Consider the following 26,669-nt stretch of genomic DNA (forward strand, 5'->3'; position numbering starts at 1 on the left):
SGGGCGCCCCCCCCCCCCCCCCCCCCCCGGCCCCGCGACCGTAGGTCACCGCTCGCCCCGCCGGTACCGCCGCACCCGCGCCCGGAGCCGCTCCCCGGTCGGCCCCCACCCGGGCTCCGGGGCCGACCGCGGGATGACCACCGCGTTGAGTACCTGGCTGTTGGGCACCGAGAGGGCCCCGTCCTCGCCCTCCAGGCGCACGTACGCCAGGCCGATGTCGGTGACCGCGCCGTCGATCTCGCCGCCCAGCGCGCCCGAGGACAGCCGCACCGTCTGGCCGACCCGGAACGGCCGGGCGACGAGCAGCACGATGCCCGCGAACAGGTTCGCCAGGGTCTGCTGGCCGGCGATGCCGACGACCACGCCGGTGAGCGCGCCGCCGAGCAGCAGCTGGCCGATCGGTACGGACATCAGGCCGAGGGTCGTCAGGAGCGCGACCAGGCCGCCGGTGAGGACGACGACGAGGCGCAGTACCCCCGCGTGGGAGCCGCCCAGGGTGGCCTCCGCGACCCGGCGCACCCGGCCGGCGACGGAGAACGTGGCCGCCATCGCCAGCACCAGGAACGCGAGCGCCCCCCCGACCGCGACGAGCTTGTCGGCGATCCGGTCGGACCGGCTGTCGCCCCAGGTGGACACGACGATCGCGGCGGCGAACGCGGCGACGACCAGGGCGGCGGGTCGCCACGCGCCGCGCAGCGCCCGCCGGGCCATGTCGGTCGACACCGCGGTCAGTTGATCTGGCCCCGCCAGCCGCCGGTCTCGGCTCCGCGTTCCTCGATGAACGTGCGGAACCGTTCCAGGTCGCTCTCGACCCGCTTGGAGATCAGGCCGAGCGCGTCGCCGACGTGTTCCACGAACCCCTCGGGCTCGGCGCTGATCAGCGCGGTGACCCGGGTGTGCTCGGCGTCGATCGCCTGGAAGGTGATGACACCCGCGTGCCGGGGGCCCTGGACCGAGGCCCACGCGACCCGTTCGTCGGGGGTCTGCTCGACGATCTGCGCGTCGAACTCCCGCTCGATCCCGCCGATCTTGATCTTCCAGTGCGTCCGGGCGTCGCCGTGCTGGACGACGGACTCCACGCCCTCCATGAACCTCGGGAACTCCTCGAACTGGGTCCACTGGTTGTAGACGGCGCGCACGGGTACGGCGACCTCGATGGACTTCGTCACGCTGCTCATGTGCTTCTCCCTCTGTCGTCGTCGGTGCCTGACCCATACCCGGAAAACCCGAACTCATGCGGGTACGCCGGGGGCGCCCCCGGATCGGCCCGCCCCCGGACGTCGCGTTACCGCTGGGCCCAGAGCTGGTTGTCGATGGGCCCGACGCAGTCCCAGACCTGGATCCGCGCCCCGTTGGAGCCGGACCCGTTGTTCAGGTCCAGGCACAGCCCCTTGATCCACGTGGTGAACGTCAGGTACCCGGGGGCCGAGGGGGAGAAGGACAACTTCCACCGCTCGCTGGTGTACAGCTCCGCGTTGCACTCGAACTGCTGGACGAGCGTGCCGTTGAAGACCTCGTCGTCGTTGTTGGCCCGCAGGTCCATGCACTTGCCGCTGTTCACGTTGATCAGCGAGTAGTAGCCGGGGGCCGACTGGACGGGCTGGGCGATCCACAGCTGGTTGGCGCCCCGGGCACAGCTCCACTGGTGCACCAGCGCGCCGTTGAGCAGCGACTTGCCGGCCACGTCGGCGCACTTGCCGGTGCCCCGGTTGACGATCTCGAACGCCGCCCCGGCCAGTCCCGGCTGCCCGGCCGACGACGCCGTGACCGGCGCGGGGGCGGTGGCGGCCTGGGCCGGTCCGGCGGTGGCGAACCCGCCGGCCACCGCGCCCGCGAGTGCCACGACGACGGCGAGCAGTCTGCGACTTCTCATGAGTTCCTCCTGATCACGACCCGTCCCCGGCGGACCGGTTCCGGGCATGCCGCTCTGGCACCCCGGAACGATGACCCCGGCCGCCCCCGTCCGCGTCGATTTCCGGACAACCACGGACATGGCCGCGGGTTTACGCTGCCGGGTGGCCGTACCGGACGGATCGGCACCGGACAGCACCGGACAGCCGGAGAGGAGTGTCCACCGTGGAGGAACCAGCCCGGGAACTGCTCGCCTCGCTGTGCGCGGACCTGCGGTTGCTGCGGACCCAGGCGGGCGGCCCCGGTCTGCGGGACCTGGCGCGGCGGGCGGGGCTGGGCAAGAGCCAGGTCGGGGCGATCCTCGCCGGCCGGGTCCGGCGCCCACCGGACTGGCGGGTGGTGGCCGCGCTGGTCGAGGGCGTCCGGGCGCACGCGGTCGAGCACGGCCGGACCGCGCGGCTGTCGCTGAGAACGGGAGTGGAGGAGTACTGGCGGCCCCGGTACGCGCTGCTGGAGCACGCCTTCGAGCACGCGGCACCGGTGTCGGCGGCCCCGGGCCCGACACCGGCCGGCCTGCCCGCCGCCGTGCCCGGGTTCGCCGGCCGGCACGAGGCGCTGGCCACCCTGGACGACCTGCTCCCCGGCCCCGGGAACCCCACCCCGACCGGGGCCCTGGCCGTGGTCTGCGGCCCGGCGGGCGTGGGCAAGACCGCCCTCGCCGTGTACTGGGCGCACCGCGTCGCCGCCCGCTTCCCCGACGGCCAGCTGCACGTGGACCTGCGCGGGTTCGCCCCCGACGGCCGCGCGCTCGACCCGTCCGACGCGCTCCGGGGCCTCCTCGCCGCCCTCGGCGTGCCCGCCCCGCGGATCCCGGCGGCCCTCGACGACCAGGTCGCCGTGTACCGGGCCACGCTGGCCGGCCGGCGGTTCCTCGTCGTCCTGGACAACGCCCGCGACGCCGGACAGGTCCGCCCGCTGCTGCCCGGCGCGCCCGGCTGCGTCGCGGTGGTGACGAGCCGCGACCAGCTCACCCCGCTGGTCGTCACCGAGGGCGCGCGCCCGGTGCCCCTGCGCCCGCTGACCGCCGGGGAGGCCCGGGACCTGCTGATCCACCGGCTCGGCAAGGACCGGGTCGAGGGGGAGCCCGGGGCGGCCGACGAGATCGTCGAGCGGTGCGCGCGGCTGCCCCTGGCCCTGGCGGTGGTGGGGGCGCGGGCCGCGACGTACCCGGAGTTCCCGCTGGCCGCGCTCGCCGCCCAGCTCCGCGACGCCGGGGGCCCGCTCGACGCGCTGGACGGCGGCGACCCCGGCACCGATGTGCGGGCCGTGTTCTCCTGGTCGTACCGCGCGGTCAGCCCCGCCGCCGCCGGACTGTTCCGCCTCCTCGGCCTGCACCCCGGCCCGGACATCAGCCGACCCGCCCTGGCCAGCCTCGCCGGGGTGCCGCCGCGCGGGATCGCCGCCCCGCTGGCCGAGCTGACCCGGGCCCACCTGGCCACCGAGCACGCCCCGGGCCGGTACGCGCTGCACGACCTGCTGCGCGCCTACGCCGCCGAACTGGCCGACCTGCGCGACCCGCCGGACGTCCGGGACGGGGCGGTGCGCCGCTGGCTGGACCACCTGCTGCACTCCGGGTTCGGTGCCGCCCTGCGCCTGCAACCGGGCCGGACCCGGATCCCCCTGGCCGGCCCGCGCCCCGGCGTCACCCCGGAACGCCCGGAGGACGTGGCCGCGGCCCTGGCCTGGTTCACCGCCGAGCACCGGGTGCTGCGGGCGGCCGACGACCTGGCCGCCGGGCTGGGCCTGGACACCGAGCGCTGGCAGCTGGCGTGGGTGCTGTGCGACTACCTGCTCCGGCAGGGCCACCGGCACGAGCACCACGAGCTGCACCGCGCCGCCCTGGGTGCGGCGGAGCGTACCGCCGATCCCGGGGCGACCGCCTACGCGCACCGGGGCCTGGCGCTGTCCGCCGCCGCCCTCGGCCGACCGGACGACGCCCGCCGGCACCACGGGGACGCCCTGCGGCTGTTCGCGAGCGTCGGGGACCTGGCCAGCCAGGGCAAGGCGTACCTCGACCTGGGGGGCCTGTCCGAGGTGCGGGGGCGGCACGCCGAGGCGCTGGACGCGGCGGAGCGGGCCCTGGACCTGTACCGGCGGGCCGGCCACCGGACCGGCGAGGCCCGCGCGCACACGGCGATCGGCTGGTGCCACGCGCTGCTCGGCGACCAGGCGGCGGCGCTGTCCTGGTGCCACCGGGCGCTCGACCTGCACCGCGACCTCGACGACCGCGAGGGCGTGGCCGACACCTGGCACAGCCTCGGGCACGTCCGGCACGAGCTCGGCGAGCACGGGGCGGCGGCGGACTGCTACCGGGAGGCCCTCGACGGGTACCGCGCGCTCGGCCAGCGGCCCGCCGAGGCGGACACCCTGACCCGCCTGGGCGACGAGTACCGCGAAACGGGCTCTCCGGGCGAGGCCCGGGCCGCGTGGCGCGAGGCGGCGGCCGTCCTGGAGGAGCTGGGACTGCCGGGGGTGTCGGAGATCCGGGCCAGACTCAGCACGCACGCTGATTGAACCGGGGCCCGTCTGGGTAGAGAATCGGCAAGGTGAATCGGTTTCGCGGGCATTAGGGGACTGGGATGCTCAATCAGGACGACAGGCGACGACTGGAGGCCATCGAGAGCCTCCTGGAAACGGACGACCCGAGGTTCGTGGCGCGGATGCGCAGGCCCCGGCCACGCCTCTGGATCTGGCTCTTCGTGGGGTACGCGCTCGCCGGTCTCGCGGTCCCCGTGCTCGCCGTCGCGTCCGGCGCGCCGACCGTGCTGCCCGCGGCCCTGCTCGCGACCGCCCTGGCCGCCGGAGCGTGGTCCGCAGCGCGCGCCGCCAGGCGGATGGCGCGACGCGGCTGCCGGTAACCTCCGCCACCGCCGTACTCTTCCAGGACCGGGTCCGCCCGTAGAGTGCACACCTGACAGCCGATGAACCGCGAACCTGGAGCGTAGATGGTGGCACCGCAGGTCCGGGGTGGGCCGCTGCCCGGGTCCGCGCAGGCGCCGGTCGCCGTGGTCCTGATCGAGGACGACCCGGGCGACGCCCTGCTGGTGGAGGAGTTCCTCGCCGACAGCGGCCTGGCCGCGACCCTCACCTGGTGCCGGACCCTGACCGAGGCCGCCGGCGCGCTGGCCGACGGGCCGACGTGCGTGCTGGTGGACCTCAACCTGCCCGACAGCGACGGCCTGGCCGGCGTGCGCTGGGTGCTCCGCGAGGCCCCCGAGGCGGCCGTCCTGGTCCTCACCGGCCTCGACGACGAGGCCACCGCGATGGCCGCCGTCGCCGAGGGCGCCCAGGACTACCTGGTCAAGGGCCGGGTCGAGGGCGAGCTGCTGGGCCGGGCGATCCGGTACGCGATCGAGCGCAAGGTCGCCGAGGCGTCCGCCCGGGAGCTGCGCGACTCGACCCTGCGCGCCGAGGAGAACGCCCGCCTCGAACGCGGCCTGCTGCCCCGGCCGCTGGTGGCGGACCCCCGGCTGCGGGTGGTCTCCCGGTACGAGCCTGGCCGGCGGCGCGCCCTGCTCGGCGGCGACTTCTACGACGTGGTCCAGACCCCCGACGGCGTGGTCCGGGCCCTGATCGGCGACGTCAGCGGGCACGGCCCCGACGAGGCGGCGCTCGGGGTCGGGCTGCGGATCGCCTGGCGGTCCCTCGTCCTCGCCGGGATCAGCGACCCGGCCGAGCTCTGCGGGCACCTGGAGACCCTGTGCCTGGCCGAACGCCTGCACGACCGGGTGTACGCCACCCTGTGCATGCTCGAACTCGGCGCCCCCGACCCGACCGGCGGGTACACGGCGCGGGTGACCCTCGCCGGGCACCCCGCGCCGCTGCTGGTCGAGGAGTCCGGGGTCCGGGCGTCCGTCGTGCCGCCCGCGATGCCGGTGGGGCTGCTACCGGGGATCGCGGTGTGGCGCGCGCACGACGTGCCGGTGGCCCCGGGCGGCGGGCTGCTGCTGTACACCGACGGGCTGACCGACTGCCAGACCGGGTCGGGGGACGACCGGCTCGGGGTGGAGGGCCTGGCCCTGCTCGCCGACCGGTTGGAGCGGGCGGACCCCGACCGGTTCGTCGACGAGCTGGTGGGGCGGGTCAACGCGGACGACGCCGGTCGCAACGACGACGACCTGGCCGTGCTGTACGTGGACTGGAGGGGGTGACGGGCATGGCGGTACGCGGATGGCGGCGGTACCCGACGTCGGGGCTGATGTCCGTCGGGTTCGGCGTCCTGGCGGTGGTGCTGCTGGCGGCCACGGTCGCCGGGGGCCTGGCGATGCGGCGCACGGCGGCCGTGAGCGACCTGCTGGCCGACCGGATCAGCCCGGCCCGGATCGCGGGCCAGAAGCTCCGGGGGGCGATGCTGGACCAGGAGACGGGCCTGCGCGGGTACGTGCTGACCGGGGACAAGACCTTCCTGGGCCCGTACACGGCGGGCATCGAGGCCGAGAACGCCGCGCTGGGCGAGCTCCGGGGGCTGCTCAAGGGCCGCACCGCCGACCTGGCGGCCGTCGGCGCGGCGGAGACGCACGCGCTGACCTGGCGGAACTACGTCGCGGTCCCGGTCATCGACGCCATCGCGCTCGGCGGCAGGGAGGCCGCGCCGGAGCCGGCCGTCAACGGCGGCAAGACGGTGTTCGACGACGTGCGCACCGCCCTGGAGACGCTGGACTCCCGGCTGGCCCAGGCGCGCACCGACGTCCGGGCGGAGGTGGCGGCCGCGCAGAGCTGGCAGAACACCGTGTTCGGCCTGATGCTGGCGACGTTCCTGCTCGCCGGGATGCTGGTGACGTCCCTGGTGCGTCGCGGCGTGCTCCGGCCGCTCGGGCAGCTCGGCGACGCGACCCGAACCGTCAGCGCGGGCGCGTACGACCGGCCGATCACCGTCGACGGGCCCGCCGACATGGTGGCGCTCGCCGGGGACGTCGAGGGCATGCGCCGACAGATCGTGCAGGAACTGGCGTTCTCCAACACCGCCCGCGCCCAGCTGGAGGAGCAGGCCGCCGACCTGAAGCGCTCCAACGGCGAGCTCGAACAGTTCGCCTACGTCGCCTCCCACGATCTCCAGGAGCCGCTGCGCAAGATCGCGTCGTTCTGCCAGCTGCTGGAGCGCCGCTACGGGGAGCTGCTGGACGACCGGGGGCGGCAGTACGTGGCGTTCGCCGTGGACGGGGCGCAGCGGATGCAGGTACTCATCAACGATCTGCTCGCGTTCTCCCGGGTCGGCCGGGTCTACGACGACTCCGAGCCGGTGGACCTCGACCGGGTGTGCGACCAGGCGGTCACCGACCTGGCCGACCGGGTCGAACGGACCGGCGCGACCGTCGAGCACGACCCGCTGCCGACCGTGGCCGGGGACCCGACCCTGTTGACCATGCTGTGGCAGAACCTGATCGGCAACGCCCTGAAGTTCGCCAGCCCCGACCGGGTGCCGCACGTCCGGGTCACGGTCGAGGCGGACGGCGACCGGTGGCGGTTCGCGGTCACGGACAACGGGATCGGCGTACCCCCCGAGTTCGGTGAGAAGATCTTCGTGATCTTCCAGCGGCTGCACGCGCGCGGGGACGCCTACGGGGGCACCGGTATCGGGCTGGCCATGTGCCGGAAGATCGTGGAGCACCACGGCGGGCAGATCTGGCTGGACCCGGAGCACACCGGCGGGGCCCGGTTCGTGTTCACCCTGCCGGCCGCCCACCCGACCGCCCACGACGCGGCGGACCCGGTCGATCCGCCGACCCCGGACACCTCGGTCACGGACCGCGCGTGACCACCGCGTTTTCGCCCCACCCTGCCAAGGAGAACCCGACATGACCACGCCCCTGCCCCAGCCCATCACCGTCCTGCTCGTCGAGGACGACCCGGGTGACGAGTTGATGACCCGGGAGGCGTTCGAGGAGAACAAGGTCCGCAACGACCTGCGGGTGGCCCGCGACGGCATGGAGGCGCTCGACTTCCTGTTCCGCCGGGGCGCGCACGCCGACGCGCCCCGGCCGGACCTGATCCTGCTGGACCTCAACCTGCCGAAGTACGACGGCCGCGAGGTGCTGGCGCAGATCAAGGCCGACCCGGACCTGGCCATGATCCCGGTCGTGGTGCTGACCACCTCCCGGGCGGAGGAGGACGTGCTGCGCAGTTACCAGCTGCACGCGAACGCGTACGTGAACAAGCCGGTGGACTTCAACCGGTTCATCGAGGTGGTCCGGCAGATCGACGACTTCTTCGTCACGGTGGCCAAGCTGCCGACCCGGTGAGGCGCGTACCCGATGAGGCTTTTCGGGGTGTTGGGGATGATCTCCGCCCGACCCCCGGGACCTGCGGAAACAGGGTGCAGTGACGCTGATGGATCTATAGTGGATATATCACGGTCGACAGTGGACGGAATCTTTAGTTAAGACTCTTGACTGTTTCTTCCGGCAGGCCCTACGGTGACTCAGGTCGACGACCGGACGACCCGAGGGGAACGACCGTGGTGCACGAGACCGCTCCGCTCACCCTGGCCCAGGAACGCCTCTGGTTCCTCGACCGTTTCGACCCCGGCGACCCGGCCTACAACATCAACCAGGTCAGCCGGGTACACGGCCCGCTGGACCTCGACGCCCTCACCCGGGCGCTCACGGCCATCGCCGCCCGGCACGAACCGCTGCGCAGCACGTTCCCCGAGGTCGACGGCCTACCCGTGCAACGGATCGCCCCGCCCGGCCCCGTCGACCTCGAACTGGTCGACCTGACCGGCACCCCCGACCGGGAGACGGTCGCCTACGCCCTGGCCGCCGAAGTCACCAACACCCGCTTCGACCTCGGCACCGGACCCCTGCTCCGGGTCACCGTGCTGCGCCTCGGGCCCGCCGAACACGTGCTGTGCCTCGTCGTGCACCACATCGTCGCCGACGGCTGGTCCATGGGCGTGCTGCTCCGCGAACTGGCCACCCTCTACGACGGCGGCACCCCCGACCCGCTGCCCGTCCGGTTCACCGACCACGCCCGGGCCGAACGGGACCGCGACGACGAAGCCTCCTTCGGGTACTGGCGCGCCCGGCTCGCCGACCCGCCCGTCCTCGACCTGCCCACCGACCTGCCCCGCCCGCCGGTACGCTCCTCGCGCGGCGCGTTCGTGCACCGGACCCTGCCGGCCGGCACCCTCGACGCCGTCGCCCGGCTGGCCCGGGAGCGGCGGTGCACGCCGTTCGTGGTGCTGCTCGCCGCGTACCAGATCCTGCTGGCCCGGCACACCGGACAGACCGACCTGTGCGTCGGCACCCCGGTGCTCGGCCGCGACGACGAGGACCTCGAACCCCTGATCGGGTACTTCACCTCGGCCGTCGTCGTGCGGACGGACCTGGCCGGCGACCCCACCTTCGGGGAGGTGCTGACCGCGACCCGGGCGGCGTTCCTCGGCGCCATGGCCCACCCGGCACTGCCGTTCGAGCGCCTCGTCGCCGAGCCGGGCGTCGACCGCGACCCGAGCCGCACCCCGCTGTTCCAGACCATGTTCGGCTTCCACCGCACCGACGCCGACGTGGACGCCCGGCTGTTCGGCGGCCGGGCCGGCCCCGGATTCCCCGGCACCGACGCCGACCCCGGCGACCAGCACGTGAAGTTCGACCTGTCCCTCGACGTGTTCGTCAGCCCCGACCGGCTCGACGTCGGCTTCGCCTACAGCACCGACCTGTTCCTGCCCGGGACCGTCGCCGCGCTCGCCGACCGGTGGGAGCTGCTGCTGGCCGGCGTGCTCGCCGACCCCGACGCCCGGATGTCCGCGCTGCCGCTCCTCGTGCCGTCCGAAGTGGACGCGCTCGCGGCCTGGGGCGAGGGGGAGGACCTTCCGGAGCATCGACGGGTACCGGAGCTGGTCGCGCTCGCCGCGCGCCGGCACCCCGACCGCCCGGCCGTCCGGTGCGGGGCGATCACCCTCAGCTACGCGCAGCTGTCCGCCCGCGCCGACACCCTCGCCGGGGAACTGCGCGCCGCCGGGGTCATCCCCGGTGACCTGGTGGCGGTGTGCCTGCCCCGGAACCTGGACCTGGTGCCCGCGCTGCTGGCCGTGTGGCGGTGCGGTGCCGGGTACGTGCCCCTCGACCCGGAGCACCCGTCGGGCCGGCGCGCGGAGATCATCGCCGCGACCGGCGTCGCCGCCCTGCTCACCGGGGACGGCGCCCGACCCGTCGGCGGCCGGCGCGGGCACGCCGGGGCCGCGTACGTCCTGCACACCTCCGGGTCCACCGGCCGGCCCAAGGGCGTCGTCGTCGGCCACGCCGCGCTCGCCGCCCGGGTCGCGTGGATGGTCCCCGGCTACGCGCTGACCGCGGACGACAAGGTCGTGCAGTTCGCGTCCGTCGCGTTCGACACCCACGCCGAGGAGATCTGGCCGACCCTCGCCGCCGGCGGCACCGTCGTGCTGCTCCCCGACGGCGCGCGCACCCTGACCGACGCGCTGCCCCGGCTCGCCGACGTGACGGTGCTGGACCTGCCCACCGCCTACTGGCACGAACTCGTCGCGCACCCCGACACCGTCGCCTGGCCCGCCGCGCTGCGCCTGGTGATCCTGGGCGGGGAACAGGCGGACGGGACGGCCGTGGCCCGGTGGCGGCGGCTGCACCCCGGGATCCGCCTGGTCAACACGTACGGCCCGACCGAGGCCACGATCATCGCCACCGCCACGGACCTGCACCCGGCGCCCGGCGACGGCTCCCGTGACCCCGGTCCGGGAGGGGGGAGCGTGCGCGCGGACGCCCCCGGCGACACCGGGACGCCCACGCCCGACGAGACCTGGCCCGCGATCGGGCGGCCGCTCGCCGGGAGCCGGGTGCTCGTCCTCGACGGGGCCGGTCGGGTCGTGCCGCCCGGGGCGCCGGGGGAGCTGTACCTCGGCGGAGCGGGCCTGGCCGACGGCTACCTGCACGACCCCGAACTGACCGCCGCGCGGTTCACCACGATCGGCGGCGAGCGGTACTACCGCACGGGGGACCGGGTCCGGTGGCGGTCCGACGGGCAGCTGGAGTTCCGGGGACGGCTCGACGACCAGGTGAAGGTCCGGGGACACCGGGTCGAGCCCGGCGAGGTGGCGGCCCGGCTCCGGGAACACCCGGCGGTGGCCCGGGCGGCGGTCGTGGCGCGCGACGGGTCCCTGGTGGCCTATGTGGTGGCGGCCGCGCCGGGACCGGCCGGATCCGGTCCCGGCGGCGACGCTCCGGCCGTGGACGGTGCGGCCGTGTCCAGCAGGCCGGCCGTCAACGGTGCGGCCCTGTCCGGCACCGGGCGGGCTGCCGGGGTCGCCGTGACCGGGGCGGAGCTGCGGGAGTTCGCGGCGGAACGGTTGCCCGCGCACCTCGTGCCCTCGGCCGTGGTCCTGGTCGACGCCCTGCCGCTGACGTCCGCGGGCAAGGTCGACGTCCGCGCGCTGCCGGCACCGGGGCCGCGCCCCGCCGGCCGGGCGCCGGCCACCCCCACGGAGGTGCTGGTCGCCGGCATCTGGGCGGAACTCCTCGGCGCGGCGGACGTCGCGGCCGGGGACGACTTCTTCGGGCTCGGCGGGCACTCCCTGCACGCGGTCCGGGTCGCCGCCCGGCTCCGGGCGGCCCTCGGCCGGGAGGTGCCGATCCGGGTACTGTTCGCGCACCCCACCCTCGAGAGCCTCGCCGCCGTGGTCGACGGGCTGGCCGGCGGCGCGGAGCCGCTCCGGGTCCGGCCGGCCGACGCGGCCCCGGTGCTGTCGTACGGGCAGGAGCGGTTGTGGTTCCTCGACCAGTTCGACCCGGGCGATCCCGCGTACACGATGTGCGCGGCGCGGCGGTGGCGCGGGCCGCTCGACCTCGACCTGCTGGACCGGGCGCTCACCGCGATCGTCGCCCGGCACGAGAGCCTGCGGACCCGGTTCGTGGCGGGCCCCGACGGCCCCCTCGCGATCGTGGACCCGCCGGGCCCGTTCCGCGCCGAACGTCTCGACGTGACCGGGCCGCCGGTTGCCGGGCAGGGCGGCCCGCCCGACGCCGGGCAGGGCGGCGGCCGTCCGACCGGTGCGGATCCGGACGGTCCCGGCGCGGAGACGGCCGGTCCGGCAGGGGAGACGGCCGGTCCGGCGAAGGAGGCGGCCGGTCCCGCCGGGGAGTCCGCGGCGGAGCGGCGGGCGCGGGTGCTCGTCGCGGAGCGGACCAACGGGGTCTTCGACCTGGCCACGGGGCCGCTGCTGCGGGTCAGCGCGCTGCGGCTCGGCGCGGACGACTTCGTGCTGTGCCTCGTCGTGCACCACATCGTCGCCGACGGGGTGTCCGTCAACGTGTTCCTCGACGAGCTGCTGGGCCACCTCGGCGGGCGGGAGCCGAAGCAGCCGCTGGCGGTCCAGTACCCGGATCACGCGCACTGGCAGCGCTCCGGGCCCGACGGCGCGGCACTCGCCTACTGGTCGGCGCAGCTCGCGGACCCGCCCGTCCTGGACCTGGCCACCGACCGGCCCCGGACGGCGCAGCCGGCCTCGGCGGGCGGCACCGTCGGCCTGCACCTGCCGGCGGGCCTCGCCGCCGACCTGGAGGCCGCCGCCCGGGCCGAGGGCTGCACCCTGTTCATGCTCCTGCTGGCCGCCTGGCAGGCGCTGCTCGCCCGGCACGCCGGCCAGGACGACATCTGCGTCGGCTCGCCGGTCGCCGGCCGGGACCGGGTCGAGCTGGAACCCATGATCGGGTACTTCCTCAACACGCTCGTCCTGCGCGGCGACCTGTCCGGGGACCCGACGTTCCGGGAGCTGCTGGCCCGGACCCGCGCGACGGTCCTCGACGCGTTCACCCACCAGGACATCCCGTTCGAACGGCTCGCCACCGGGCTGCGGCCCGACCGGGACCTGAGCCGCACGCCCCTGTTCCAGACGATGTTCGTGCTGCACAACCAGAACGGCGCGCCGGCGGAGCCCCCGGCGGGCGTGGTCCTCGACGGCTTCGACACCGGGTACCGGTCGGTCAAGACGGACCTCGACCTGGAGGCCTGGCGCGAGCCGGACGCGTTGAACCTTAGCCTCGGGTACCGGGTCGACCTGTTCGACGTCGCCACGGCCGAGACCCTGGCCGCCCGGTACGCGCGCCTCCTGACGGCCGTCGCCTCCGATCCGGCGGCCCGAATGTCCACATTGGTCGATCCGACGCCCGCCGAACGCGCCTGGCTGACCACCGTCGGCACGGGTCCCGACCCGGACCCGGAGGAGCGGGCCGCGGGCTCTACACCCGACGGTGCTGCGGATCCAGGTCACGACAGGCACCCGGGCGGTTCCGTGCTGGGGCTGTTCGAGGAGCGCGCCGCGGCCCGACCGGACGCGCCGGCCGTGTACGACGGCGACCGGGTGCTGACCTACGCGGAGCTGGACCGGCGCGCCGACCGGCTGGCGGCGGCGCTCCGCGCCGACGGGGTGCGGGCCGGCGACGTCGTCGGGGTCTGCCTCCCCAGGTCCGCCGACCAGATCATGGCCCTCGTCGCGGTGTGGAAGGCCGGCGGCGGCTACCTGCCCCTGGACCCGGACTACCCGGCCGACCGCCTCGACCACATGCTCGCCGACAGCGGCGCCGCCCTGGTCGTGACCCGCGAACGCACCCGGTTCCCGCGCACCCTGCCCCCCGACGCGGCGACGTCCGGTGACCAGGAGTCCGGCGGCGCGCCCGGTCCGCTCGCCTACGTCATCTACACCTCCGGCTCCACCGGCCGCCCCAAGGGCGTCGTCGTCAGCCACGCGGCCCTGGCCGTCCGGATCCCCTGGATGGTCGACGACTACGGGCTGACCCCCGCCGACCGGGTCCCGCAGTTCGCGTCGATCAGCTTCGACACCCATGTGGAGGAGGTCTGGCCCGCGCTCGCGGCCGGGGCGGCCCTGCTCACCCTCCCCGAGGGCGGCACCGGCCTGCCGGAGCTGCTGGCCTCGCCGGCCGGCCGCGGGGTGACCGTCCTGGACCTGCCGACCCCGTACTGGCACGAACTCGTCGCCGACCTCGACGCCGTGGCCTGGCCGCCCGGGCTGCGGCTCGTGCTCCTCGGCGCGGACGCCGTGCAGGGGGAGGCGGTGGCCGCGTGGCGGGCCAGGTTCCCGCACGTCCGCCTGGTGAACACGTACGGACCGACCGAGGTCACCGTCATCGCCACGACCGCCGAGCTGACCGGGCCCCGCGCGGACGGGGCGCCCGACGGGGTCCGCCCGACGATCGGCCGGCCGCTGGCCCGCACCACCGTCTCGGTACGGGACGACGACGGCCGGCTCGCCGCCCCCGGCGTACCCGGCGAGTTGTGGGTCGGGGGTCCGGGCCTCGCCGACGGCTATCTCGGCGCGCCCGAGCTGACGGCCGCCCGGTTCGTCACCCTCGGCGGCGAACGGTTCTACCGCACCGGGGACCGGGCCCGCTGGACCCGCGACGGCCAGCTCGACTTCCTCGGCCGGATCGACGGCCAGGTGAAGGTACGCGGCTACCGGATCGAACTCGGCGAGATCGAGTCCCGGCTCCTCGGTCACCCCGGGGTCGGGGGCGCGGTGGCGGCGGTCCGCGACGGCGCGCTCGTCGGGTACGTCGTGGGCGACGCCCCGCACGCCGACCTGCGCGCGCACCTCGCTGCGACCCTGCCCGGGCACATGGTCCCCACCGCGTTCGTCACCCTGGACCGGCTGCCGCTGACCCGCAACGGCAAACTCGACCGCCGCGCCCTGCCCGCGCCCGCGCCGCCGGCCCCCGGGCGGGCCCCGGCGACGGCCGCCGAGGACCTGGTGGCCGGGATCTGGGCCGAGGTGCTCGGGCTCGCCCACATCGGGGCCGACGACGACTTCTTCGCGCTCGGCGGGCACTCGCTGCTGGCCGTGCGGGTCGTCGCGCGGCTGCGGGCCGCCGAGCTGGACGTCCCGGTCCGCACCCTGTTCGCCCACCCCACCGTCGCCGGGCTCGCCGCCGAAGTCGAGGCCCTGATCGTCGCCCAGCTCGAAGCGCTCTCCGACGAGGAGGCGGAGCTGTTGCTCCAGGGAGGACCGCATGACTGAGGTGTCCGCGCTCTCGGCCGCGAAACGCGCGCTGCTGGAACGGCGACTGCACGGGGCCCGTACGGCGGTGGCCGACGGCATTCCGCGCCGGGCGCCGGGGAACCCGCCGCTGTCGTACGCGCAGGAGCGGGTCTGGTTCATGGAGCAGCTCGCGCCGGGGACCGTGGCGTACACGATCCCCGTGGTGCGCCGGCTCGGCGGGCCGCTGGACGCCGACGCGCTCGGCCGGGCGCTCGACGCGCTGGTGGCCCGGCACGAGGTGCTGCGGACCCGGTACCCGGCGACGGAGGACGGGGTGCCCGTCGCGCACGTCGAGCCGGTGGTGCGCGTGGAGCTGCGCCGGGCGGTCGGCGACGCGGACGCCCGCGTGCTGGCCGAGACGGAGGAGCCGTTCGACCTCGCCGAGGGGCCGGTGCTGCGCGCCCTGCTGGTCGAGCTCGGCCCCGAGGAGCACGTCCTGGTGCTCACCGTGCACCACATCGCCTGCGACGGCTGGTCCGTGGACGTGCTGACCGGGGAGCTGTTCGCCGACTACGCGGCCTTCGCGGCCGGCGACCCGTCCCCGGTGGCCGAGCCGGCGGTGCAGTACGGCGACTTCGCGGCCTGGCAGCGCGGCCGGACCGCCGACCGGGCCGGCGACATGGACTACTGGCGCGCCCAGCTCACCGGCCTGGAACCCCTGGCGCTGCCCACGGACCGGGCCCGGCCCGCCGAGCAGACGTACGTCGGGGCCGCGCACGGGTTCACGGTCGACGCCGCCCTCACCGAGGGGGTGCGGGACCTGGGCCGCGCGCACGGGGCGACGCTGTACATGACGCTGCTCGCCGCGTGGGGCGCCCTGCTCGGCCGGTACTCGGGCAGCACCGACTTCGCCGTCGGCACCCCGGTCGCCGGCCGGTCGCACCGCGAGGTCGAGCCCCTGGTCGGCATGTTCGTCAACACCCTCGCCGTGCGGTGCGACCTGGGCGGGGAGCCGACGTTCGCCGACCTGCTGGGCCGGGCGCGGGAGACGGCGCTGGACGCGTACGCCCACCAGGAACTGCCGTTCGAGCAGCTGGTCACCGAGCTGCGGCTGCCCCGGGACCCGGCCCGCTCGCCCCTGTTCCAGGTGCTGTTCGCGGTGCAGAACTACGCCGACCCGGGGCGGACCGGCACCCGGGGGCTCGCGGTCAGCGGCTACGGCTGGCGGGCGGCGGCCACCCGCTTCGACCTGGAGCTGTACGTCGCGGAGGAGGCCGACGGGCTGTCGGTGTCGCTGACGTACAACGTGGACCTGTTCGACGCGGCCACCGTCGAGCGGATGGCCGGCCACCTGGACCGGTTGCTGCGCCTCGTGGTCGCCGACCCCGCGACCCCGGTCGCGGACCTCGACCTGATGACCCCGGCCGAGCGGACCCTGACCCTGGACACGTTCAACGCGACCACGGCCGAGTTCCCCGACACGGCCACCCTGCACGGGCTCGTGGCCGCCCAGACGGCCCGCACGCCCGACGCGGTGGCCGTGCAGTGCGAGGGCCGCACCCTCACCTACGCCGAACTCGACGCCTGGTCCAACCGGATCGCCCGCCGGCTGCGGCTGTTCGGGGTCGGCCCCGAGGTGCTGGTCGCGATCTCCGCCGAGCGGTCCGTGGAACTGGTCGCCGGGCTGCTGGGCATCCTCAAGTCCGGTGGCGCGTACGTGCCGCTGGATCCGGAGTACCCGCCGGAGCGGTTGGCCTTCATGCTGGAGGACGCGGCCGTCCCGGTGCTGCTCACCCGGCGCAAGGGCACCCTGACCGGCCCGACGACCCTGTACCTGGAGGACCTGGCCGTCGGCTCCCGCCGCGACGGCGCCGCGCTGCCCGACCTGGCCACGGCCGACTCCGCCGTCTACTCGATCTACACCTCCGGCTCCACCGGCCGGCCCAAGGGCGTCGTCAACACCCACCGGGGCATCGTCAACCGGCTGCACTGGCTGCAACGCGAGCACCCGATCGACGGCGCGGACACCGTGCTCCAGAAGACCCCGGCCAGCTTCGACGTGTCGGTGTGGGAGTTCTTCTGGCCCCTGATCAGCGGCGCGCGGCTGCTGCTGGCCCGGCCCGGCGGGCACCGCGACCCCGACTACCTCCGGGACCTCATCGCCTCCGAGGGCGTCACGGTCACGCACTTCGTGCCATCCATGCTGGCCCTGTTCCTCGACACGGAGGGTGCGGGGGAGTGCACCTCGCTGCGCCGGATCATCTGCAGCGGCGAGGAACTGCCCGTCGACCTGGCCCTGCGCTGCCTGGACACCCTGCCCGCCGCCCTGCACAACCTCTACGGCCCCACCGAGGCGTCCGTCGAGGTCACGGCGTGGCAGTGCACCCCGGAGGCTCTGGCCGGCCTGTCGAGGGTGCCGATCGGCAACCCGATCCAGAACATCCGGGTGTACGTCCTGGACGCGCGCGGCAACCCGGCCCCGATCGGCGTCCCCGGCGAGCTGCACCTGGCCGGCGTCGGCCTCGCCCGGGGCTACTGGAACCGCCCCGAACTGACCGCCGAACGGTTCGTCGAGAGCCCGCACGGCCGGCTGTACCGCACCGGCGACCTGGCCCGCTGGCGGCCCGACGGCACCGTGGACTTCCTCGGCCGCATCGACGACCAGGTCAAACTGCGCGGCATGCGGATCGAACTCGGCGAGGTGGAGACGCGGCTGCGCGCCCTGCCCGGGGTCCGCGACGCCGCCGCCGGGGTCCGCGACGACCGGCTCGTCGCCTGGATCGTCGGCGACGCGACCGGCCCGGACCTGCGCGCCGCGTTGAAGAGCCGGCTGCCCGACCAGCTGGTCCCCGGCGCGTACGTCACCGTCGAGGCCCTGCCCCTGTCGCCCAGCGGCAAGCTCGACCGGGCCCGGCTGCCGAACCCGACCGTCGGCCGGGACGCCGCCAGCGTGTTCACCGCCCCGCGCACCCCCACCGAGACGCTGATCGCCGCGATCTGGGCCGCGATCCTCAAGCTCGACAAGGTCGGCGTGGACGACGACTTCTTCGACCTCGGCGGGCACTCGCTGCTCGCCACCCAGGTCGTCGCGCGGCTGCGCCGGGAGGTCGGCGCGGGCGTGTCCGTGATGGACCTGTTCCGGTACCGCACCATCGCCGACCTGGCCGCGTACATGGACGTCCCCGACGGCGAACGCGGCCCCCGCGACCTGCTGCACGAACTGACCCGCCCGACCCGCACCGCCCAGCTCAGCTACGTGTGCGTCCCCTACGGCGGCGGCAGCGCGGTCGTCTACCAGCCCCTCGCCGACGCCCTGCCGCCCGGCCACCGGCTGTTCTCCGTCGCCATCCCCGGCCACGACGTGGGGCTCGACGAGCAGGCGGTGCCGTTCGACGAACTGGCCGCCCGGTGCGTCGAGGAGATCCGGGCCAAGGTCGACGGCCCCCTCGTGCTGTACGGGCACTGCGGGGTCGGCTCCGCGCTCACCGTGGAGATCGCCCGCCGCCTGGAGGCCGCCGGCCGCGAACTCGACGCCGTCTACATCGGGGCGATCTTCCCGTTCGCCCGGCCCAAGGGGGTGATGAGCCGGCTGTCCTCGATCGCCCAGCTCGACGGCCTGCGCTCCGACCAGGGCGACATCAACTGGCTCACGTCCCTCGGCGTGGACATGGGCGACATCGAACCCGCCCAGGCCCGCCAGATCATCACCAACATGCGCAAGGACTCCCGCAACGCCGAGGAGTACTTCACCGGCCTGTTCGGCGACGAGGCGTTCCGGCTGAAGGCCCCGATCGTGGCCGTGGCCGGCGAGCGCGACCCCGCCACCGACTACTACCAGGAACGCTTCAAGGAGTGGCACTTCCTCACCGACGACTCGGCGCTCGTCGTCCTGGAGGAGGCGGGGCACTTCTTCCTCAAGTACCGGGCCGCCGAGCTCGCCGAGATCGTCACCACCGCGCACCGCGACCTCGACGTGCCCCTGACCCGGGAGGTCCGGGGCGAGGAGGCCGGCTGGTGGCGCGAGGACGTGTCGCACTCGACCTCCACCGTCGTGCCCACCGGGCCGCAGCCCAGCATGCGCCGCTTCCTGCTGATCGCGATCGGGCAGCTCGCCTCGATCCTCGGCTCGGCGCTCACCGAGTTCGCCATCCCGATCTGGATCCTGCAGAAGACCGGGTCGCTCGCCCAGTTCACCCTGTTCGCCGCGCTCGGGCTCGTGCCGGGGCTGCTCGTCGCCCCGATCGCGGGGGCCGTCGTGGACCGGATCAGCCGGCGCAAGGTGATGATCGTCGGCGACTGCGCGGCCGGCGGTACGCAGCTGCTGCTCGGGGTGCTCGTCTGGACCGGCAACATCGAGATCTGGCACCTGTACACGCTCATCGTCTGCCTGTCCGTGTCGCTGACCTTCCAACGCCTCGCGTACGGGTCGGCGACGGCGCAACTGGTGCCCAAGCAGTACCTCGGGCACGCCAACGGGGTGCTCCAGATGTTCGGCGGCGTGTCGGCGGTCCTGGTACCCCTCTGCGCGGCCGGCCTGATGGCCTGGATCGGCCTGGGCGGCATCCTGGTCTTCGACGTGGTCAGCTACGTGATCGCCCTGACCGTGGTGTGCCTGGTCCGGTTCCCGCGCACCATGGCCTGGCGGCGCCGCGAGACCCTCGGCCAGGAGATCCTGGGCGGCCTGCGCTACTCCTGGGGCCAGCGCGGCTTCCGGGCCATCCTCGGCTTCTTCGCGCTGCTCAACATCGTGCTCGCCCCGCTGTTCATCATGGTCACCCCGCTGGTGCTGTCCTTCGGCACCCTCGTGGACGTCTCGCACGTGGCCGTCGCCTCGGGGGCCGGCGCGTTCCTCGGCGGCCTGATCATGACCGCCTGGGGCGGGCCGCGGCACCGCCGGGTGGCCACGATGCTGCTGTGCGCCCTCGGCCTGGCCGCGTTCGGCATGGTCACCGGCCTCAGCCCCACGGTGTGGGTGATCGCGGTCGGCGGCTTCGGCATGAGCCTGTGGATCACCCTCGTCAACGGCATCTACGGCACGATCGTCCTCGTCAAGGTGCCGCAACGCTTCCACGGCCGGGTGTTCGCCCTCAACACCGTCGTCGCCTGGTCCACGCTGCCCGTCGGCTGGCTCGTCGTCGCCCCGTACACGAGCAAGTTCCTCGAACCCATGATGGCGCCCGACGGGTCCCTGGCGTCCACCTTCGGCGCCGTGATCGGCACCGGCGCCGGCCGGGGCATCGCCCTGATGTACCTCCTGTTCGCCGTCGTCATCGCCGTGCACGTCCTCGTCTCCCGCCGGACCGGCGCGCTCGCCCGGTTCGACGACGAGGTGCCCGACGCCCGGCCCGACGACCTCGTCGGCTTCGAGGCCCGGCAACGCCGGCTCGCGGAGCGCCGCCGATGAGAACCCTGCCCGGGGTACTGGCCGCCCGCGCCGCCGAACAGCCGCACCGGGTGGCCGTCCGGCACGGCGCGCGCACCCTGACCTTCGCCGACTGGGCCGCCCGGTCCGCCAGCGTCGCCCGCGCCCTCCTCGACCGGGGACTGCGGCCCGGCCAGCGCGTCGCCCTGCCCTTCGCCGGCGGGGAGTGGATCGACTACGCCGTCGCCTACTGCGGGGTACTCGCCGCCGGCGGGGTGGCCGTCCCCGTCAACGACCGGTCGGCGCGCGCCGAGGTGCGGCACGTCCTCGACCACAGCGCCGCGGTGGGGGTGGTGCACGGGCGGGACCTCGTACCCCCCGAAGGTGCGTTCTGGGTCCTGCCCTTCGAGGGTCTCGACACCGGGCCGGGCGGGGCGCTGCCCGAACCCGCGCCGGGGGACCTCGCCCAGCTGCTCTACACCTCCGGGACCACCGGCCGGCCCAAGGCGGTCGCGGCCACCCACGCCAACCTGACCCACGGCTTCGCCACCGACCCGCGCCGCCGGCCGCTCGGGCACTCCGAGCACTTCCTGCACGCGTTCCCGATCGGCACCAACGCCGGCCAGAACATGCTGCTCAACGCCCTCGACGCCCGGGCGTCCGCCCTGGTCCTGGGCAGGTTCACCCCGGGCCGGTTCGCCCGGCTGATCGCCGAGTACGAGGTCGGGTCCGTGTTCGTCGTCCCCGCGATGGCCATGGAACTGCTGTCCGCCCGCGCCCACGAACGCCACGACCTGTCCAGCGTCCTGCTCCTCGGCTCCACCGCCGCCGCCCTGCCGCCCGCCGTCGCCCGGGAACTCGCCGACGCGCTGCCCAACGCGACGATCGTCAACTACTACACCTCCACCGAGGCCGCCCCCGCCCAGACCACCATGGTCTTCGACCCCGACCGGCCCACCTCCCTCGGCCGGCCCGCCACCGGGGCGCTGCGGATCGCCGGCCCCGACGGGGTGCCCCTGCCCGCCGGCCAGGTCGGCGAGGTGTGGCTGCGCTCGCCCGTGCCCCGCGCCTACCACCGCGACCCCGACGCGACCGCCGAGGTGTTCCGGGCCGGCTGGGTCCGGATGGGCGACCTCGGATTCCTCGACCCCGACGGGTACCTGCACCTCGTCGACCGGGACTCCGACGTCGTCAAGTCCGGCGCGTTCAAGGTGTCCACGCTCCAGGTCGAGGCCGCGCTGCACGAGCACCCCGAGGTGGGGGAGGCGGCCGTGTTCGGCGTCGAGCACCCGGTCCTCGGCACGGTCCTGGCGGCCGCGATCGTGCCCCGCCCGTCGACGGCCGACGACGACGGCGCGGGTACCTCCGTGGCCGACGGTGCCGGTGACACCGGAGCCGGCCCGGAGCCGGAGGGGATCACGCTGCGCGCGCTGCGGAGCTTCCTCGTCGACCGGCTCGCCGAACACGAGCTCCCCACCCGCCTGCTCCTCCTCGACGCCCTGCCGCGCAACGCCGGCGGCAAGGTCCTCAAACGCGAACTCCGCACTCTGCTACCGGAACGGGAGCCCCGACGGTGACCACCCCCACCCCCGCCCAGCACGGCCTCTGGATCACCGAACGCGCCGGGTACGGCGGAGCGGCCCACCACCTGGCCCTGACCGTCCGGTTCACCGGCCCCCTCGACACCGACGCGCTCCTGGCGGCCTGCCGGGACGTCGCCGCCGCGCACCCGGCCCTCGGGCTGGCCCTGCGCGACCGGGACGGCGAACCGGTCCTGGTCCCCGCGCTGGTCGCGCCCGGGGTGGCCCTGCTCGCCGGCGCCGACCCCGGCGCGGTGCTCGCCGCCGAGACCGCCCGGCCCTTCGACCTGGAGACCGGGCCGTTGGCCAGGTTCACGCTGGTCGTGGGGGCCGACGACCACGTGCTGGTGGTGGTCGTGCACCACCTCGTGTTCGACGGCCACTCGAAGGACGTCCTGGTGACCGACCTGGCCGCCGCCTACGCGAACCGCGCGGGTGGGCCGTGGGCGGGAGCCGGGGCCGCCGCCACGGTGCCCGGACCGGCGGCCTCGTCCACGCCGGGACTCCCGGCCGGATCTGGTCCCACGGCCGGGCACAGCGCCGCCGTCCCTTCGGATACCGGGGTCGGCGCCCACCCGGGCCCGGACGGCGCGGTCGGCGGCGATCCGCTCCCGGCGGCCCGGGAGTTCTGGGCCGGACGGTGGCGCGAGCCCGCGCCCGTCGCGCTGCCCGGCCACCGCCCCGGCGGAACACGGTCCGGCCCCCGACGCGGGGCTGCCCTCGACCTCCCCATCGGCCCGGGGCTCGACCGGGGCCTCGCCGACGCGGCCCGCGCCCTCGGCGTCACCCGGTTCGAGCTGCTGCTCGGCGCGGTGCGGGCCCTCCTCGCGCGCTACGGCGACCCGGAGCCGACCGTCGCCGTGGACCTGTCCACCCGCACCCAGGACGACCGCCACCGGATCGGCCTGTACGTCAACGAACTGCCCGTCACCGGCCCAGTCGACCCGGCCGCCCCCTTCGCCGACACGGTCACCGCCACCCGCGCCGGACTCCGCGCCCTCTACCCGCACCGCACCGTCCCCCTCGCCCGGGCCGTCGGCCGGCTCGCCCCCCGGTCCGCGATGGCCGACGTGTCCGTCAGCTACCGGGCCCCGGGCCCCGAACCGGTATTCCCCGACGTGAGGGCCACAGTGGACCGGATGGTGTTCTGCGGCGCGGCCCGCAACCCGCTGCACCTCCAGATCCTCGACCACCGGCCCGGACTGGCGGTGAGCCTGCGGCACGACCCCGACGTGCTCGACGGGCCGGCGGCGGCCCGGATCGGCGCGGACCTGCTCGCCCTCCTCACCGCGGCCGTGGCCGCCCCGACCACCCCGGTGTCGGACCTGGCGCTGTCCGGTGCCACGGACCTCGGCGCTCCCGACGGGCACGGGCCGACCGTCGACGTGCCGTTCGGTACGGCGCTCGACGCGTTCGACAAGCAGCTCGCGGCCACCCCGGACGCCCCCGCGGCCTCGTGCGGGGACGTCCGGGTCAGCTACGCCGAGCTGGACGAGGCCAGCCGCCGCCTGGCGCACCGGTTGCGCGGGGCGGGGGTGCGGAACGGCACCCTGGTCGCGATCCGGCTGCCCCGCTCGGTGGACCTGCTGGTCGGCGTCCTGGCGGTCTGGCGGGCCGGCGCGGCGTACGTGCCCGTGGATCCGGGCTATCCGGCCGAGCGGCAGGCGCTGATCCTGGCCGACTCCGGCGCGCCGGTCCTGCTCACGTCCGGGGCGCTGCACTCCGCTCAGCAGCCGGGGGAGGGCACCCGCACCGTACTCGTCGAGGACCCCGTGGCCTCCCCGCCCTCCGACGGAACCGGCCCGGGATCCGGCCCCTCCGCGGTCGGCCGGCGCGACGAGGACCCGCGCCGGGAGGCCGGGACGGCCGGCGACGTGACGCCCGCCGACATCGCCTACGTCCTCTACACCTCCGGCTCGACCGGCCGCCCCAAGGGCGTCGTCATCGAGCACCGCGCCCTCGCCAACCTGCTCGCCGCGATCCGCGCCACGGTGCACGGCGACTCCTGGCTGGCCTGGACCTCCCTGTCCTTCGACATCTCCGTCCTCGAACTCCTCGGCCCGCTCGTCGGCGGCGACCGCGTGGTCCTCGTCCCGGAGTCCGACGCCCGCGACGGCGCGGCGGTCGCCCGGCTGATCGCGCGGGAGAACGTCACGGTCGCCCAGGCCACCCCGTCCGGCTGGCGGCTGCTCCTCGACTCCGGCCTGCGCGGCGGTGACCTGCTCGCCCTGTGCGGCGGCGAGGCGCTCACCGCCGCGCTGGCCGGCGAGCTGCGGCCCCGGGTCCGCCGGCTGCTCAACGTGTACGGGCCGACGGAGACGACCGTGTGGTCCACGCTCGCCGAGGTCGACGACCCCGACGACGTCCACATCGGCCGGCCGCTCGCGAACACGACCGTCCACCTGCTGGACGACGAGCGGCGACCGGTGCCGCCCGGTACCCCCGGAGAGGTGTGGATCGGCGGCACCGGCCTGGCCCGGGGCTACCACCGGCGACCCGACCTCACGGCCGACCGCTTCCCGACCGTGGCCGGCGAACGGCTGTACCGGACCGGCGACCTCGCCCGACGCCGCCCCGACGGGACCCTGCACTTCCTCGGCCGGCTCGACGACCAGATCAAACTGCGCGGCCACCGGATCGAACCGGGCGAGGTCGAGGCCCGCCTGCTCGGCCGCCCCGGCGTGACCGGCGCGGCGGTGGCGGTGCGCGGGGACACGCTCGTCGGGTACACGCTGGGCGGTGTCCCGGCCGAGGAGCTGCGCGCCTGGGTGGCCGCCGCCCTGCCCCCGGCCATGGTGCCCGGCGTGTTCGTCGCGCTGGACCGGCTGCCCCTGACCCCCAACGGCAAGCTCGACCGGGCCGCGCTGCCCGCCCCCGCCCACGCCCCGGTCGCGGCGGCCGCCGGCGGGTCGGCGCTGACCGACGCGGTCCGCGACATCTGGCAGGAGGTGCTCCGGGTGGACGGCATCGGCCCCGACGAGGACCTGTTCGACCTGGGCGGGCACTCGCTGAGCATCACCCAGATCTCCGCCCGGATCCGCAAACGGCTCGGCGCCGACGTCGCCCTCGACGTCTTCTACGACACCCCCACCATCGCCGGGGTCGTCGCGGCCATCGAACGGAAGGACCACCGATGACGGTACGAGACGAGCTCGCCGCCCTGGTCAGCGCCGCCAGCGACGGGGAGGTGAGCCCCGCCGACGTACTGGCCGCCGACAGCCTGCCGGAGATCGGCGTGACCTCCCTGACGATTCTTCGGCTCGTGGACGCCGTGGAGGACCGCTACGGGCTGTCCCTGGACCTGGACGCCGACGCCACGTTCCTGCACACCCTCGACGGCCTGACCGCCCACGTCACGGCGCACACGGATCCGGCCGGCGCGGAGTCGGCGCCCGCCGGGACCGGGACGGGGCGGTCGTGAGCACCGTGGAGTTCCGGGGCGACCGGGCCGGCGAGGACGTCCTGACCTGGGGCCAGCGCGCCATCTGGAACGCCGTCATGCGCACCGTCCCCGGCGACCACTTCTTCAACTTCGGCAGGATCCTGAGGCTGCGCACGCCGGTACCCGTCGAGGCCGCGCACCGGGCCGTCGCCGCCCTCGTCGCCCGGCACGAGTCCCTGCGCACCCTGTTCCAGGACTCCGCCGGCGAACCCCGGCAACGCGTCGCCGCCTGGGGCACCCTCGACATCCTCGAACTCGACGACAGCGAGGACCCCGAGACCGTCCGCGACCGGCTGGAGGACGTCACCTTCGACTACCCGGCCGAGTGGCCGCTGCGGGTCGCGTTCCTGACGAAGGACGGTCTGGTGGGTACCGTCGTCCTCGTCTTCTGCCACCTCGCCGCCGACGGCAACGGCGCCGACGTGGTCGTCCGCGACCTGCGCCTGCTCCTGGTCCGCGGCGCCCTGCACACCCCCGTCGGCCGCCAGCCCCTCGACCTCGCCGCCGAACAGCAGTCCCCGGCCGGCCAGCAGGCGGGGCGCGCGGCCCTGGCGCACTGGACCACCGGGCTGCGCCGGGTACCGCCCACGATGTTCACCGACCGCCGCGCCGAGCCCCGGCCGAGGCCCTACTGGTGCGCCCTGCTGACCTCCCGGGCCGCCGACCACGCGGCGCGCCTGCTGGCCGCCCGGTACGGCGCGAGCAGCTCCACGGTGCTCATGACGGCCGCGGCGGCCCTCGTGGGGGCGGTCACCGGGCGCCCGGTGTGCGCGATGACCCCGATCGTCAACAACCGGTTCGCCGCCGCCGACCGCGACATGGTCAGCACGCTCGCCCAGGACGGGCTGTTCGTGCTGGACCTGACCACGGCCACGTTCAACGAGCTGCTCCGGTCCGGCTGGCAGGCCGCCCTGACGTCGTTCCGGCACGCCCGGTACGACCAGGTCGCCCTCGACGCGGCCGTCGCCGGGATCAGCGAGGAACGCGGCGAACCCGTGCACCCGTACTGCTGCTTCAACGACGTCCGGTTCGCCGACCTGGCCGGGTTCTCGGGCGCGCCGCCCACCGAGGCGGAGGTCCGGGCCGCGATGGCCGAGTCGACCGTCGGCTGGTCCAAGCAGCTCGACCAGCTGGTCTGCCGGTTCTGCCTGCACGTGGAGGGGGAGCCGGGCCAGCTGGGCGTGTCCCTGACGGCGGACACCGCGTACCTGCCGCCCGAGGCGATCGAGGAGTACCTGTGGGCGTTGGAGCGGCTGCTGGTGGAGGCGGCCTTCCGCGACGTACCCCTCGCGGAGCTGCCGGCCTGGGTCGGGCGGTGACGACGGGCGGCCACCCGGTCGGAGCGGGTGCGTACCCTTCTGTCTGATCAGTGACACCGCCGCGCGCCACCCGGCGCATACGGTGGGTGTGGACGGTCCGCGATGGAGGGTG

General features: G+C 75.2%; 14 protein-coding genes. 11 read left to right on the forward strand and 3 right to left on the reverse strand.

What is annotated here, in order from left to right; all coding sequences use genetic code 11:
- Nucleotides 1–45: 45 nt before the first annotated feature.
- The 3 genes from PT931_RS21795 to PT931_RS21805 form a co-directional block, all read right to left on the reverse strand.
- Nucleotides 46–723 carry a mechanosensitive ion channel family protein gene (locus PT931_RS21795; RefSeq protein WP_456247611.1) on the reverse strand — a complete coding sequence of 226 codons (678 nt, stop codon included), beginning with the start codon at nt 721–723 and terminating at the stop codon, nt 46–48.
- Between the two features lie 5 nt (nt 724–728).
- Nucleotides 729–1,178 (reverse strand): SRPBCC family protein, encoded by a 450-nt coding sequence (locus PT931_RS21800; protein ID WP_456247612.1) that lies wholly within the window; start codon nt 1,176–1,178, stop codon nt 729–731.
- 107 nt (nt 1,179–1,285) lie between these two features.
- Nucleotides 1,286–1,873, reverse strand: coding sequence for an RICIN domain-containing protein (locus PT931_RS21805; RefSeq protein WP_456247613.1), 588 nt, complete (start codon nt 1,871–1,873; stop codon nt 1,286–1,288).
- Nucleotides 1,874–2,076: 203 nt separating this feature from the next.
- On the opposite strand from PT931_RS21805, the gene PT931_RS21810 reads away from it, so the two are divergent.
- From PT931_RS21810 to PT931_RS21860, 11 genes are all read left to right on the forward strand, one after another.
- Nucleotides 2,077–4,425 carry an ATP-binding protein gene (locus tag PT931_RS21810; protein WP_456247614.1) on the forward strand — a complete coding sequence of 783 codons (2,349 nt, stop codon included), beginning with the start codon at nt 2,077–2,079 and terminating at the stop codon, nt 4,423–4,425.
- A 65-nt stretch (nt 4,426–4,490) separates the two neighbouring features.
- Complete coding sequence (locus PT931_RS21815) at nt 4,491–4,769, forward strand: DUF3040 domain-containing protein (protein ID WP_456247615.1); 279 nt, start codon at nt 4,491–4,493, stop codon at nt 4,767–4,769.
- A gap of 87 nt (nt 4,770–4,856) precedes the next feature.
- Nucleotides 4,857–6,062, forward strand: coding sequence for a PP2C family protein-serine/threonine phosphatase (locus PT931_RS21820; RefSeq protein ID WP_456247616.1), 1,206 nt, complete (start codon nt 4,857–4,859; stop codon nt 6,060–6,062).
- A gap of 5 nt (nt 6,063–6,067) precedes the next feature.
- Entirely contained in the window at nt 6,068–7,666 is a 1,599-nt protein-coding gene (locus PT931_RS21825) for a sensor histidine kinase (protein WP_456247617.1), read from the forward strand.
- A 40-nt stretch (nt 7,667–7,706) separates the two neighbouring features.
- Nucleotides 7,707–8,150, forward strand: coding sequence for a response regulator (locus PT931_RS21830; RefSeq protein WP_456247618.1), 444 nt, complete (start codon nt 7,707–7,709; stop codon nt 8,148–8,150).
- Between the two features lie 215 nt (nt 8,151–8,365).
- On the forward strand, nt 8,366–14,893 hold the full coding sequence (locus PT931_RS21835; protein ID WP_456247619.1) for an amino acid adenylation domain-containing protein: 6,528 nt from the start codon (nt 8,366–8,368) through the stop codon (nt 14,891–14,893).
- The gene (locus PT931_RS21840; RefSeq protein ID WP_456247620.1) at nt 14,886–20,258 is read left to right on the forward strand and encodes an amino acid adenylation domain-containing protein; all 5,373 of its coding nucleotides are present in this window, start codon (nt 14,886–14,888) and stop codon (nt 20,256–20,258) included. The genes PT931_RS21835 and PT931_RS21840 overlap by 8 nt, the downstream gene beginning before the upstream one ends.
- Nucleotides 20,255–21,793, forward strand: coding sequence for a class I adenylate-forming enzyme family protein (locus PT931_RS21845; protein ID WP_456247621.1), 1,539 nt, complete (start codon nt 20,255–20,257; stop codon nt 21,791–21,793). The genes PT931_RS21840 and PT931_RS21845 overlap by 4 nt, the downstream gene beginning before the upstream one ends.
- Entirely contained in the window at nt 21,790–24,933 is a 3,144-nt protein-coding gene (locus PT931_RS21850; RefSeq protein WP_456247622.1) for a non-ribosomal peptide synthetase, read from the forward strand. The genes PT931_RS21845 and PT931_RS21850 overlap by 4 nt, the downstream gene beginning before the upstream one ends.
- Complete coding sequence (locus tag PT931_RS21855) at nt 24,930–25,217, forward strand: phosphopantetheine-binding protein (protein ID WP_456247623.1); 288 nt, start codon at nt 24,930–24,932, stop codon at nt 25,215–25,217. The genes PT931_RS21850 and PT931_RS21855 overlap by 4 nt, the downstream gene beginning before the upstream one ends.
- Entirely contained in the window at nt 25,214–26,557 is a 1,344-nt protein-coding gene (locus tag PT931_RS21860; protein WP_456247624.1) for a condensation domain-containing protein, read from the forward strand. The genes PT931_RS21855 and PT931_RS21860 overlap by 4 nt, the downstream gene beginning before the upstream one ends.
- Nucleotides 26,558–26,669: the final 112 nt, after the last annotated feature.

The organism is Longispora urticae, from assembly GCF_053902585.1.